15 protein-coding genes are annotated in these 13,702 nt (G+C 51.2%); 3 read left to right on the forward strand and 12 right to left on the reverse strand.

Features of this window, described 5'->3' with window-relative positions:
- Positions 1-12 precede the first annotated feature (12 nt).
- Positions 13-768, forward strand: a complete 756-nt coding sequence (ulaR, locus tag EAS44_RS21910; RefSeq protein ID WP_000133631.1) for an HTH-type transcriptional regulator UlaR — start codon at positions 13-15, stop codon at positions 766-768.
- Here the strand turns inward: ulaR and yjfP are convergent.
- Entirely contained in the window at positions 765-1,514 is a 750-nt protein-coding gene (yjfP, locus tag EAS44_RS21915; RefSeq protein ID WP_000569697.1) for an esterase, read from the reverse strand. The two genes, ulaR and yjfP, sit on opposite strands and share 4 nt — an antisense overlap.
- Positions 1,515-1,695: 181 nt before the next feature.
- On the opposite strand from yjfP, the gene bsmA reads away from it, so the two are divergent.
- Entirely contained in the window at positions 1,696-2,025 is a 330-nt protein-coding gene (bsmA, locus tag EAS44_RS21920) for a biofilm peroxide resistance protein BsmA (protein WP_000254636.1), read from the forward strand.
- 148 nt (positions 2,026-2,173) lie between these two features.
- Entirely contained in the window at positions 2,174-2,449 is a 276-nt protein-coding gene (gene yjfN, locus EAS44_RS21925) for a DUF1471 family protease activator YjfN (RefSeq protein ID WP_000811566.1), read from the forward strand.
- A 116-nt stretch (positions 2,450-2,565) separates the two neighbouring features.
- Here yjfN and aidB read toward each other — a convergent pair whose 3' ends face one another.
- The 11 genes from aidB to purA form a co-directional block, all read right to left on the reverse strand.
- Positions 2,566-4,191, reverse strand: coding sequence for an isovaleryl-CoA dehydrogenase (aidB, locus tag EAS44_RS21930; RefSeq protein WP_001350793.1), 1,626 nt, complete (start codon positions 4,189-4,191; stop codon positions 2,566-2,568).
- Between the two features lie 83 nt (positions 4,192-4,274).
- Positions 4,275-5,438 carry a glutathionylspermidine synthase family protein gene (gene yjfC, locus EAS44_RS21935; protein WP_000944011.1) on the reverse strand — a complete coding sequence of 388 codons (1,164 nt, stop codon included), beginning with the start codon at positions 5,436-5,438 and terminating at the stop codon, positions 4,275-4,277.
- Between the two features lie 2 nt (positions 5,439-5,440).
- Positions 5,441-6,079: a DUF1190 domain-containing protein gene (gene yjfM / locus EAS44_RS21940; protein WP_000101633.1), complete on the reverse strand. Its 639-nt coding sequence runs from the start codon at positions 6,077-6,079 to the stop codon at positions 5,441-5,443.
- A gap of 9 nt (positions 6,080-6,088) precedes the next feature.
- Positions 6,089-6,487 carry a DUF350 domain-containing protein gene (gene yjfL / locus EAS44_RS21945; RefSeq protein ID WP_000547753.1) on the reverse strand — a complete coding sequence of 133 codons (399 nt, stop codon included), beginning with the start codon at positions 6,485-6,487 and terminating at the stop codon, positions 6,089-6,091.
- 17 nt (positions 6,488-6,504) lie between these two features.
- Positions 6,505-7,164 (reverse strand): YjfK family protein, encoded by a 660-nt coding sequence (gene yjfK / locus EAS44_RS21950; RefSeq protein WP_000012536.1) that lies wholly within the window; start codon positions 7,162-7,164, stop codon positions 6,505-6,507.
- Positions 7,165-7,213: 49 nt separating this feature from the next.
- Positions 7,214-7,912, reverse strand: coding sequence for a PspA/IM30 family protein (yjfJ, locus tag EAS44_RS21955; protein WP_000511955.1), 699 nt, complete (start codon positions 7,910-7,912; stop codon positions 7,214-7,216).
- A gap of 18 nt (positions 7,913-7,930) precedes the next feature.
- On the reverse strand, positions 7,931-8,332 hold the full coding sequence (gene yjfI / locus EAS44_RS21960; protein WP_000220134.1) for a YjfI family protein: 402 nt from the start codon (positions 8,330-8,332) through the stop codon (positions 7,931-7,933).
- Between the two features lie 126 nt (positions 8,333-8,458).
- Positions 8,459-9,190 (reverse strand): 23S rRNA (guanosine(2251)-2'-O)-methyltransferase RlmB, encoded by a 732-nt coding sequence (gene rlmB, locus EAS44_RS21965; RefSeq protein WP_001293282.1) that lies wholly within the window; start codon positions 9,188-9,190, stop codon positions 8,459-8,461.
- 91 nt (positions 9,191-9,281) lie between these two features.
- Positions 9,282-11,723 carry a ribonuclease R gene (gene rnr, locus EAS44_RS21970; protein ID WP_000076340.1) on the reverse strand — a complete coding sequence of 814 codons (2,442 nt, stop codon included), beginning with the start codon at positions 11,721-11,723 and terminating at the stop codon, positions 9,282-9,284.
- A gap of 38 nt (positions 11,724-11,761) precedes the next feature.
- Positions 11,762-12,187 carry a nitric oxide-sensing transcriptional repressor NsrR gene (gene nsrR, locus EAS44_RS21975; protein WP_001177639.1) on the reverse strand — a complete coding sequence of 142 codons (426 nt, stop codon included), beginning with the start codon at positions 12,185-12,187 and terminating at the stop codon, positions 11,762-11,764.
- Between the two features lie 204 nt (positions 12,188-12,391).
- Positions 12,392-13,690 (reverse strand): adenylosuccinate synthase, encoded by a 1,299-nt coding sequence (gene purA, locus EAS44_RS21980; RefSeq protein WP_000527955.1) that lies wholly within the window; start codon positions 13,688-13,690, stop codon positions 12,392-12,394.
- Positions 13,691-13,702: the final 12 nt, after the last annotated feature.

A 13,702-nucleotide genomic window follows, 5' to 3' on the forward strand; every position in this document is an offset into this window, starting at 1 on the left:
TCGGAATAGCTCATGACTGAAGCACAAAGACATCAAATCCTCCTGGAAATGCTCGCACAATTGGGCTTTGTGACCGTTGAGAAAGTCGTTGAGCGTCTGGGAATTTCGCCTGCCACTGCACGACGCGATATCAATAAACTTGACGAAAGCGGCAAACTGAAAAAAGTGCGCAATGGCGCAGAAGCTATTACCCAACAGCGCCCGCGCTGGACGCCGATGAATCTGCATCAAGCGCAGAATCACGATGAAAAAGTACGTATTGCTAAAGCGGCCTCGCAGCTGGTTAATCCGGGCGAAAGCGTAGTCATCAACTGCGGCTCCACCGCGTTTCTGCTTGGGCGGGAAATGTGTGGCAAGCCAGTGCAAATCATCACTAATTATCTACCGCTGGCAAATTACCTGATCGATCAGGAGCATGACAGCGTGATCATTATGGGCGGACAGTACAACAAAAGTCAGTCCATCACTTTAAGCCCGCAAGGCAGCGAAAACAGTCTCTATGCCGGGCACTGGATGTTTACCAGCGGCAAAGGACTGACAGCAGAAGGGTTGTATAAAACCGATATGCTGACGGCAATGGCAGAGCAGAAGATGCTGAGCGTGGTAGGGAAACTGGTGGTACTGGTTGATAGCAGTAAGATTGGCGAACGCGCGGGAATGCTTTTTAGCCGTGCCGATCAAATCGATATGCTGATCACTGGCAAAAATGCTAACCCGGAAATCCTGCAACAACTGGAAGCGCAAGGGGTCAGCATTCTGCGTGTTTAAAGATGCTGGCGGAAAAATGTCACGGCAGCATCTAACGCCTCAGGCGTAATGCGGTGACGCACACCTGGCTGCCATGAACAGGTTAGCAGTTTATCCCGTCCCGTCTCGCTTAAGGCCTGCTGCAAACGTAGTGATTCGTCGGCAGGCACGACGTCATCGTCAAGGCCATGCCACAGCAGTAGAGGTCTGTCACCAAGCTGTTCCAGGTGGTTTGTCGCTTCCCACTCTGCCAGCGGCGCGACAATGTTATTGAATTCATTCTGCTGTGCTGCCGTTTCAGGTATCAGCGGTTGAAACAGTGAACGGGCGAGCGATGTAAAATAGCCCGATCCCATCATGCTGGCGATACATTTTATCGTGGGGTGGCGAGCGGTAATTCCCAGTGCCGTCATCGCGCCCATCGACGCGCCACCGACTGCCAGACGGTCATCAAGCAGCCAGTTTTCTTCGGCTATTGCCGCACGTAAGGTAGTGAATTCCTGCATACTTTGTAGCAAGATTTGCCAGAATTGATTTAACCGCCGCGCTGCGTCGCCACTAAAACGGCTACCGTGATCGGGCGCATCCGGCATGATCACCCGCAAACCAGCCTGCGCCAGCGCAACGGCAAAATAGCTATACACCAGACTGGACGAAGTAAAGCCGTGATAAAAAATCACACACGGTAACGGGGTATCTTTTTGCCCGACAGGATAAGCATGAAGAACGGGAATATCTGCCAGCTCGCGTGATTCTATTTCAATCATCTGTCTCTCCTTTTTGTCTGGTATGACATGAAGAAATCCTTAGCACAAGTTTCTGCTGGCGGTATTAGTTCATAATGTTGAGATGTGGGTTACGCTTTCGTCACGTTTTCATTCGAAAATCGCGTACCAGGTAACAATTCGGGAACATTCCCCCAAAGTTAAATTAATAAGGCACTACACTATGGTTAGCAGGAAACGTAATAGCGTTATTTACCGGTTTGCCAGTTTATTATTGGTGTTGATGTTAAGTGCCTGTAGCGCACTGCAAGGTACGCCACAGCCAGCACCGCCAGTAACGGACCATCCGCAAGAGATTCGCCGCGACCAGACGCAAGGGTTACAGCGAATAGGTAGCGTAAGCACGATGGTTCGGGGTTCTCCGGATGACGCATTAGCAGAAATCAGAGCGAAAGCTGTCGCTGCAAAAGCTGATTATTACGTTGTCGTCATGGTGGACGAAACCATCGTGACAGGACAGTGGTATTCACAAGCCATTTTGTACCGTAAATAAATCAGACAACTTACATAGTCAGCTTTACATTGCTTTGCGTCCCTATGCGTTTACCTGCGCACAATAAATTACCGGCTGGAAGCTCGGGCGTTTATTACCGCGATGGAATGCCCTGCAACATGTGGGGAAACGAAAAATGGAGCTGACGATGAAACAATTACTTGCCTCACCCTCGCTGCAATTAGTGACTTATCCTGCGAGCGCCACGGCACAGTCTGCAGAATTCGCCAGTGCTGACTGCGTGACGGGCCTGAATGAAATAGGTCAGATCTCAGTTAGCAATATTTCAGGGGATCCGCAGGACGTGGAACGTATCGTGGCGTTAAAGGCCGATGAACAAGGTGCGTCATGGTACCGCATTATTACCATGTACGAAGACCAGCAGCCTGATAACTGGCGCGTACAGGCGATACTGTATGCGTGAGTGTCATCTACAGCAAATGAACAATGCCGGATGCGGCGCGAGCGCCTTGTCCGGCCTACAATTTTAAAATATTTCATTGAGTTAATCGAAACCAGCGTCGCATCAGTCGTATACGCTTACAAACACACTCCTCCCGTCGCCCGCAGCAATAAATCATTCTGGATCTGCTCTGACAACCGTACGCCGCCGCGCGTATCTAACATCACCTTACACCACGCCTGCGCCATTGGCGGAAAGGCATATTTCAACATTTGCGCACCGCAGCCCAGCAGGAATAGCTGATGAGTAATCTCTCGCCCCAATTCTTCAGCTGGCTTACGCAGCTGCTGCTGTAAACGACGAACCGCGCGATCAAAATAGCGATCCTGCCCTTTCACTTCCACAAATGCTTCCGACAATAAGTCGTATACGCCCGCTTGCTTATTGAGAACGCGCAGCACATCCAGGCACATAATATTGCCGGAACCTTCCCAAATACTGTTTACCGGCATCTCCCGGTAAAGCCGCGGCAGCTCGCTCTCCTCGCAATAACCAATGCCGCCCAGCACCTCCATCGCTTCGGCCACAAACGGAATGCCACGTTTGCAGATCACAAATTTCGCCGCAGGCGTAAATAAACGCGCCCACAGAGCTTCTTTGGCATCGGCGCGCCGGTCCCACGCTCGCGCAAGACGAAACAGCAACGCCGTTTGCCCTTCAAGCTGAAGTGCCATGCGACTTAAGACATGACGCATAAGAGGCTGTTGGATCAATGGATTACCAAAAACATGGCGTTGATGTGCATGGTAAATCGCCAGCGAAAATGCACGGCGCATCATGGCATGGCTACCCAGGGCGCAATCAAAACGCGTCATCCCACCCATTTTCAGGATCAGACGAATTCCTTCCCCTTCCTGCCCCAACAACCAGCCAATGGCATCCTGAAACTCCACTTCGCAGCTGGCGTTAGAGCGATTACCCAGCTTATCTTTCAGCCGCTCGAGGCGAATCGCGTTGCGTTGCCCGTCAGGCAAAAAGCGCGGCACAAAAAAGCAGGACAAACCGCCCGCGGTCTGTGCCAGCACCAGATGCGCATCGCTTTGCGGCACCGAGAAAAACCATTTATGCCCCACCAGCCGATAAGAACCATCGTCCAGACGCTCTGCGCGGGTGGTGTTGCTCATGACATCGGAACCGCCCTGCTTTTCCGTCATTCCCATGCCGATCAACAAGCCACGTTTTTGCCCACCTGGCAATAAGTGAGAATCGTAGCGATCGCTCAGCAGCGGCGTGGTCCAGTCCTGAAACGGCGCGGGTAACATCTGTAACAACAATGGCGTGGCGGCAAAGGTCATCGTTATCGGACATAACGACCCAGCCTCAACCTGCGCATGTAACATAAAACGCGCCGCGCGCGCCACAAATGCGCCGGAGCGAGCGTCTTCTTCCCAGGCAAGATTGTGCACCCGATTGGTACATAGCGCCTGCATCAGCAGGTGCCAGGCGGGGTGAAAACGCACATCGTCCAGACGGCGTCCTTGCGCATCGTAGCGCAATAATTCAGGCGGATTCACATTCGCCAGCCGCCCCAGCTCAAGGGATTCAGCCGTTCCTAACTGCTGACCAATACTGGCGAGAAAATCGCTATCCCAGCCAGCACCTTCACGCGTTACCGCTTCGCAAAGCGCGCCATCAGACAGGTATAAGTTGCTGTTATTTAATGGTATAGGTTGATTAAAAACGGTGTGAGTTTGCCAGTGCACTGTGTCTCCCTCCATCAATGGCAGTCACCATTAGTATGGTCACTGCCATGGATTCATGACAGAAAGAGATTGCTAAAACATTCTTATCCAGCAATGTAATGCGGAACGAAACGTGAGGTGTCTTTGGTGATCAACGTGTTATCTTCACGGATCCCCATTCCGCACGCTTCATCATCGACAATCCAGCTACCGATGAGTGTGTAGCTATCGCCAAATCGCGGCAGAGGTTGAAACGCCTGGTAGATCATCGGTTCATCGGCGTAATCACCATCAGCGTGGTCAACAACGTTATTCTGACCGTCGAAAATGGTGACGTTTCCGCCTTCGCGCGAGTAAATCGGTTTACGCACATAGCTTTCGCCAGCGGCAATCTGCGGTTTTTCACCATCGAACCAGGATGCAAGAAGGTTAGGATGACCAGGGAAGAAGCACCAAAGCAGCGGCATTAGCCCTTTATTACTCAAGATACTTTTCCATAACGGCTCCACCCATTGCTCACGACGCTTGCGCAGCAGCGGGCCGTTATCGTCACGCATCATCCACTCCAGCGGATACAGCTTAAATGCACGCTGGATGACATTATCATCAAGATCGGTCAGTACGCCGCCGACGCCCAAACCGAGCTCTTCAATGTAGATAAACCGAGACTCCTGCCCTGCCTGCTCGGCGCAGTCCTGCAAGTACAGCACGGTACTCCTGTCTTCGTCGGTGTCCTGACAGCAGCAAAAATAAAACGGTTCCCGACTGTAAAGCTCGCTAAAACGTGAAATCAGGCGTTCCTGAATGGCATTGTACTGATCGGCATCACGCGGAATAACGCCGCTGCGCCGGGCATCTTCCAGCCACAACCACTGGAAATAAGCCGACTCGTACAATGAAGTTGGCGTATCGGCGTTGTACTCCAGCAACTTAACCGGTGCATTACCACACCAGGCAAAATCCATACGGCCATACAACGAAGGATCGCGTGCGCGCCAGCTTTCGGCGATCACATCCCAGTACAACGGCGGGATCGCCAGTTGCGTCAGGATCTCTTCATCTTTAACCGCGCGATCCACCACCTCCAGGCACATCTGATGCAGTTCCGCGGTCGGTTTTTCGATCTGCTCTTCAATCTGGCGCAAAGTAAAGCGATAAGCCCGACTCTCATCCCAATAGATTTCATTGTCGATGATATGAAAGTCAAATCCGTTATCGGCGGCAATCCGGTCCAGATCCCGCCGCACAGGAACGTTGTGTCTCAGCATGATTAGCCTCCCCAATGCCCACGGGCGCTGGAAGAACGACCATAGCCGCCGCGAGAAACGGTTGACGCTTTTTTGGTGGTAAAGCCGCCCGAAGAGTAAGACTCTTTTTTGCCAGAACCGGAGCGCCAGGAGTAATCACCGGAAGTGTTGCGCCAGACGGGGCGGGAAGCAAATGAGGATCCGCCGCTGTTATAGACGAACGGCTCATCGCGATCTTTACGAATAACCCGGCTTAACAAAAATCCAGAAACGACCGGGATCCAACTCTGTTCAACATTGTCGTAGTAGCAATTTTCGTACTTAGACTGACAATTATGCTGAGTCATATTCTTCGGAACATCGGCATAAAATGCCGCTTTGGCGTTGTTCCAGCCATGAGCACAGATATCTGAATTATTACCATCATCAATACAATCCTGCGCAGTCGCGTAAAACGTTCCGTCGCCGTCGTTATCGACATCGCCACTATCGCCACAACCTTTCAATACGAAAAAAGCGGCACCGCCCATTAGTGCCAACGTTAAGTATTTTTGTGCGTAGCGATTGCGGCGCGGCTCAAAAGGATTATGCGGTCTACCAATGCGACTGATTGCCCCATGTCCGATATTTTTGTTATTTCTGGATTTGCGTTTTCTGGCCATGATCGTCCATTACCATGTCATACAAGCTGCGTTAAAAATACCGCCAGCCAGCGCGGCGGTTCCCATAAACATTCCTGCTGCGGTATTGTGATTAATAATTTTTTCGCTTAATGCAGGCATATAAAGCCTGACGCCAGCAAAAACGAGTAATTGAATCACCAGAGCAATCCCGCCCCATGCGAAATAGTCTGGAATACTCACCGCATTGATTGCCGCACTGGATAAGGGGATCACGTACCCCAACAATGTTCCGCTGAACGCCAGTGCCGCCGCGGTGTTATTGTTTTTGATTAACTGCCATTCGTTGTGCGGTGTAATTTTGGAGTAGATAAACAGGAAAATAATCACCATCGCCACGCCAATAAAAAAATAGGCACTAAAGGCAAGAAGTGAATCCAGTATATGCATTGTAAACGTCCTTGTAATTAACCAATAATATGAAGTGATGTTATCGGGATATCGACACCCAGCGCGCGCGAAAATAACCACTCCGGCTCGCCGAGATCGTTAAAAGATTCCTCACCATTTAACAGCAAATATTCGTAAGTATCTTCGGTCACCTGCCGTTGGTAGCCCATGCTAAAATTATGCACTTCCCATTTAGCATGGTTTTGATTTTCTACTTTTTCCAGCATGTAGACGGGTTCGATATTTCCCGGTTCTTCGCTGTTAAAAAATCGCTGCCAGCGTTTTTCCTGCCAGTTTAAGGTCATTGCCCCCATCGCTTTGGCGTTGATCGCCTCGCGCCAGTGACTCTCTTTACTGATACCGTAGCTCTCTTCATAGACAAAGAGCTTGATATCATCAATGTCATCAATATCTTCGCCGCCAGTGGTATTGATTTGCAGGAACTCATCGCCCGAAGTGTAGTAACGGAAAATCTGGCTACCCCCGCCCAGATCGATGCAACTGACGGCGGCCACGGTATATTCTTCACCCGGTAGCTCGATCAGCAATGCATCTTCCAGCAAACGAAACGCTAACGTATCGAGCGTAAAACCACTATTGAGATGCAGACCCAACGGACCGCGAGCGATAGCAGGCTTATTATCCTTGCCAAACAGACGCTGGAAAAAACCAGACATATTTTATCCTTAAAATAGTTGCCAGCCTTGCAGTGAGGCTGGCAAAAAATTACTCGCCCTGTTGGCGTTGCAGTCTTGCTAATACATCCTGGGCGCTACTTTTATTGCTACCGCCAATTCCGGCTTCCGCCAGCTTTTCATCGAGATCGCGACCGTCTGCGACTTTTTCCAACTGTGCGGCAGCATCCAGGCGAGCCTGACGTTCGGCCTGACGCGTTTGCAGGCGTTTTAAGGATTCTGCCGCTGTCGAAACGCTGGAAGATGCGCCAACAGTAGAGGTCGTTACAGCCTGTTGTGCACGCTGCATGGCTTCAGTGGCTTTAACGACTTCCATTTGCTGCTCAAACTGAGCGATACGCTGCGCTGTCGCTGTAACTGCTTTTTCCACGCCATCACGAGAGACTTCCAGATTCGACAACACTTGCTCTTCAGCGGTAATGAGATTCTCAAGGCGCGCGATTTCTTCAGCAACTTCGTTAATCAACGACGGATTCACGTTCTTGCTTAACGCTTCCAGCGCACGAGCTTCCAGACTGGCTTTGCGCTCACGTAAATCTTTCAGCTTATCGTGACTTAATTTCACTCGCGCCAGCAGATCAACGCGAGATTTTCCGGCTTTATCGAGTTCAGCTTTAGCGTCACGAATATGCTGTTCCAGCATGCGCACGCCCTGGGTTTCTTCAATGGACTCTTCCGCCTGGGAGATAAACGATTTCCCCAGCGTAAATAAACTTTTTAAAATTCCCATAAATACCCGTCCTTGTAATTAGTGTGAATATTCTTCTGTAATTTCAGCCAGATCCAATGCGTTATCTACCAGCGAGGTTATCTCAAGCAGGATATCTTCAAGAGAAGATTTAAGCGATAACGCACCGAAAACAATGTAATACTCTTCCTGTTGCACGCTGGAGATCCCTACCGATGACAATGGCATCAGCTTCTGATTTCTTAATAAGAAGGTATTAAATTCATCTGGATTGCTGATACTACTTACCGGACAAATAAAGGTTTCGATGATCATTTGGCGGGAAGTAAAAAGAATATTGATTTGCAAATCGCCATAATCATTCATTTTAATAATTAATGCGCTTTCGCTATTTGTTACATCAATATTTTGTTCAGGTACAGTTTGCAGCGCCGTCGCCAGCGCCAACGGATTCCATGTCATATATTATTCCATATAGATTAAGTTTAAATATTAATAAAATTAATATTTGCAGTACGTAATTATCTTACCAGCTATAGACAAAAAAAAACCATCCAAATCTGGATGGCTTTTCATAATTCAGAGGAACTAGCTGCGCTGACGAACCGCTTCAAATAAGCAAATTCCGGTTGCAACCGAAACGTTCAGGGAAGAAACACTTCCTGCCATTGGGATGCTGATCAACTCATCGCAATGTTCACGGGTCAGGCGACGCATACCTTCACCTTCCGCGCCCATCACCAGCGCCAGGCGTCCGGTCATTTTGCTCTGATAGAGTGTATGATCCGCCTCGCCTGCCGTACCGACGATCCAGATATTCTCTTCCTGCAACATACGCATGGTGCGCGCCAGATTAGTCACCCGAATCAGCGGAACGCTTTCTGCCGCACCACAGGCCACTTTTTTCGCCGTGGCGTTGAGCTGTGCGGAGCGATCTTTCGGCACAATCACCGCATGAACACCAGCGGCGTCCGCGCTACGCAGACACGCGCCGAGGTTGTGCGGATCGGTTACGCCGTCGAGGATCAGCAGGAACGGTTGATCGAGCGAAGCGATCAGATCCGGCAGATCGTTTTCCTGATACTGCCGTCCTGGCTTCACACGAGCGATAATGCCCTGATGCACGGCACCGTCGCTTTTCTCATCGAGATATTGGCGGTTTGCCAACTGGATAACCACGCCCTGAGACTCAAGGGCGTGAATCAGCGGTAACAGACGTTTATCTTCACGGCCTTTTAAAATAAAGACTTCCTGAAAACGTTCAGGGGCGCGCTCCAGCAGGGCCTGCACTGCATGGATGCCGTAAATCATTTCGCTCATTAATGTACTCGTTGTTTACGTTTTGCCGGGAGCGCCACGCTTGCCCGGCCTACGGATAATTCACCCTCTTCTGTTTGAAGAGGGTGAATTATCACTCTGCCACTTTTTTCTTCGCCGCACGCTTCGCTTTGGTCGCTGCGGCTATTTTCTGCGTTTTCACCGATGGCTTTTTCGCTTTTCTCGCGTCTTTCTTCGCTGCTTTCGGCTTCGGTTTTTTCTCGCCGCGAAAGGCGCTGTCTGGCTCAAAGTTGACCTTTTTGCCGACCTGACGCCGCTTGCCGCCTTTTTTGCCTGCATCGCCTTTTTTCGCTTTCTCGCGCGCCGTTTTACCGACGTTGCGCGGTGCGCGTTCGCTGGAGATCAGGCTAAAGTCGATTTTGCGCTCGTCCATATTAACCGCTTCAACGCGAACTTCCACGCGATCGCCCAGGCGATAAGTCTGGCCGCTGGATTCACCCATCAGGCGTTGCCCTACCTGATCAAAGCGATAGTAGTCATTGTCCAGCGAAGAGACATGGACCAGACCATCAATGAACAAGTCGTCCAGACGGACGAAGAAGCCAAAGCCAGTGACGCTGGAAATTACGCCTTTAAAGACGTTACCTACCTGGTCGAGCATGAAGTCACACTTCAGCCAGTCAGACACATCGCGCGTTGCTTCATCGGCACGACGTTCCGCCATCGAACAGTGCTGACCCAGTTGCAGCATCTCTTCCATCGAATAATGGTAGCCGCCGGTTTCAGTGGTGTTGCCCTGATGCCCCTGCTCTTTCGCCAGCAGATATTTAATGGCGCGGTGCAACGTCAGGTCAGGATAACGACGAATCGGCGAAGTAAAGTGCGCATAGGACTGCAATGCCAGACCGAAGTGACCACGGTTTTCCGGATCGTAAATCGCCTGTTTCATCGAGCGCAAAAGCATGGTTTGCAGCATTTCTGCATCAGGACGATCGGCAACCGATTCCAGTAACTCTGCATAGTCGCGCGGTTCCGGCTTGTTACCGCCCGGCAGTTCCAGCCCCAGCTCCGCCAGCACTGAACGGAAAGAGGTAATCGCTTCGGTGCTCGGCTTGTCGTGAATACGGAACAGTGCCGGTTCTTTGGCTTTCTCAACGAAACGCGCCGCCGAGATATTCGCCAGAATCATGCACTCTTCAATTAACTTGTGGGCGTCGTTACGCTGAGTCTGTTCGATACGTTCAATACGGCGTTCAGCGTTGAAAATGAACTTCGCTTCTTCGCTCTCAAATGAGATCCCACCGCGTTCTTCACGGGCTTTATCCAGCACTTTATAGAGGTTATGTAACTCTTCGAGATGCTTAACCAGCGGCGCATACTGCTCGCGCAGATCCTGATCGCCTTGCAGTATATGCCAGACTTTGGTGTAGGTCAGACGCGCGTGAGAACTCATCACCGCTTCGTAGAATTTGTAGCCAGTCAGGCGGCCTTTCGACGAAACCGTCATCTCGCACACCATACACAGGCGGTCTACCTGCGGGTTGAGCGAGCACAGGCCGTTAGAGAGCACTTCCGGCAGCATCGGGATAACCTGCGAAGGGAAGTACACCGACGTACCACGATTACGCGCTTCTCTGTCCAGCGGCGTTGGCGGACGCACATAGTAGCTGACGTCGGCAATCGCGACCCATAAACGCCAGCCGCCGCCGCGTTTTTTCTCACAGTAAACTGCATCGTCAAAGTCACGGGCGTCTTCGCCATCAATGGTGACCAGCGGTAAATCGCGCAGATCGACACGGCCCACTTTTGCTTCTTCCGGCACTTCTTCTTTCAGCCCGGCAACCTGTTGCTCAACAGCCTGCGGCCAGATGTACGGAATTTCATGGGTACGCAGAGCGATATCAACCGCCATGCCGGTGCCCATATTGTCGCCCAGCACTTCGACGATTTTACCCACCGCTTTGGTACGGCGAGTCGGGCGTTGAGTCAGTTCAACCACCACCACAAAGCCCATCCGCGCGCCCATGATCTGATCGGGCGGGATTAAGATATCGAAGCTCAGACGGCTATCGTCAGGAACCACAAAGCCGACGCCCGCTTCGGTGAAGTAGCGACCAACAATCTGGCTGGTTTTTGGCACCAGTACGCGGACAATACGCGCTTCACGACGACCTTTACGGTCAGCGCCCAGCGGCTGAGCCAGCACCTGATCGCCATGAATGCAGGTTTTCATCTGCTCGCTGGAGAGATACAAATCATCTTTACGCCCTTCAACTCGCAGAAAGCCGTAGCCATCACGGTGGCCAATAACGGTACCTTTCACCAGGTCGAGGCGTTCCGGCAGCGCATAGCACTGACGGCGAGTGAAGACCAGTTGACCATCGCGCTCCATCGCGCGCAGGCGGCGACGCAGGCCTTCAAGCTGCTCTTCGCCTTCAATGTGCAGTTCTACCGCCAGCTCATCACGGCTGGCCGGTTTTTCACGTTTGGTTAAATGTTCGAGGATAAATTCCCGACTAGGGATGGGATTCGCGTATTTTTCAGCTTCGCGTTCCTGGAAAGGATCTTGTGACATCTCGGTTCCTCCGTTGTCATCTCTGATGAAGATTTTCGTCACTCCACCAGCAATAATTTATAAAGCGGTTGATTCTCTTCAACCAAATCGGCAAGCGTGTAGTTATCCAGTTCCGTAAGAAAACTTTGCACGGCCTTAGAAAGCGCCTGTTTCAACCGACAGGCAGGTGTAATGTGGCAAAACTCACTGCTGCAATTCACCAGCGATAAGGGCTCCAGCTCGCGCACCACATCACCAATACGTATTGCACTCGCCGGTTTACCCAAGCGAATGCCGCCATTTTTTCCACGAACAGCAGTCACGTAGCCGGCACGACTAAGTTGATTGATTATTTTGACCATATGATTACGGGAGACGCCGTAGACGTCAGTCACTTCAGAAATACTGGTCATCCGCCCTTCTGGCAATGACGCCATGTAGATCAGCGCACGTAATCCGTAATCAGTGAAACTCGTTAACTGCACATCAACCTCAAAAGGGAAATCGGGGAAAAATACATTTATATTGATGATAAACCAGCCACAAGCTGTGTCGCTAATTTATTTCAGTTCGGGGAAGGAAAAAAGCGAGGATTTAACACTGTGTCGGATAGCGTAATGGCTTAACCGACACAGCAATGTATCACACTGTTAGCCCGGCAGGCAAAATATCTGCCAGGCGTACCAGAATTACGCGTCGAACGGGTCGCGCAGAATCATGGTTTCAGTACGATCCGGACCGGTAGAGATGATATCGATCGGCACACCGGTCAGCTCTTCAATGCGCTTGATGTAGTTCAGTGCCGCCTGCGGCAGGCCGCTACGATCTTTCACGCCGAAGGTGGATTCAGACCAGCCCGGCATGGTTTCGTAAATCGGCTCTACACCTTTCCAGTCGTCAGCTGCCAGCGGAGTGGTAGTCACTTCACGACCATCCGGCATACGGTAAGCCACGCAGAGTTTAACCTCTTTCAGGCCATCCAGAACGTCCAGTTTAGTCAGGCAGAAGCCAGACAGAGAGTTCAGCTGTACCGCACGACGAACGGCAACGGTGTCCAGCCAGCCGGTACGACGACGACGACCCGTAGTTGCGCCGAATTCGTTACCCTGCTTGCAGAGGAACTCGCCAGTTTCATCAAACAGTTCGGTCGGGAACGGACCTGCACCCACACGAGTGGAGTAAGCTTTGAGGATACCCAGAACGTAATCAACATAACGCGGGCCCAGGCCGGAACCGGTCGCCACGCCACCAGCAGTGGTGTTGGAAGAAGTTACGTACGGATAAGTGCCGTGGTCGATATCCAGCAGCGTACCCTGCGCACCTTCAAACATGACGAAATCGCCACGCTGACGCGCCTGGTCGAGCAGATCAGAAACGTCAACAACCATAGAAGTCAGGATGTCGGCAACAGCCATCGTATCATCCAGAACTTTCTGGTAATCAACCGCTTCAGCTTTGTAGTAGTTAACCAACTGGAAGTTGTGATATTCCATCACTTCTTTCAGTTTTTCAGCGAAGGTTTCTTTGTCGAAAAGGTCGCCAACACGCAGACCGCGACGTGCCACTTTATCTTCATAAGCAGGCCCGATACCACGACCGGTGGTGCCGATCGCTTTCGCGCCACGCGCTTTCTCACGCGCGTTATCCAGCGCAACGTGATAATCAAGGATCAGCGGACATGCTTCGGACAGCAGCAGACGCTCACGAACGGGGATGCCACGGTCTTCCAGTTCTTTCATCTCTTTCATCAGCGCAGCCGGAGACAGCACAACACCGTTACCGATGATGCTGGTTACATTCTCGCGGAGAATACCTGATGGAATAAGATGGAGAACGGTTTTTTCACCGTTGATTACGAGAGTATGGCCTGCGTTGTGACCGCCCTGGTAGCGTACAACATATTTAGCCCGTTCAGTCAGAAGATCGACGATCTTACCTTTACCTTCGTCACCCCATTGGGTGCCCAGTACGACGACGTTGTTACCCATTTTTCAAAATCA

Origin of the sequence: Escherichia coli DSM 30083 = JCM 1649 = ATCC 11775, from assembly GCF_003697165.2 — a bacterium.
Taxonomy (GTDB): Bacteria; Pseudomonadota; Gammaproteobacteria; order Enterobacterales; family Enterobacteriaceae; genus Escherichia; species Escherichia coli.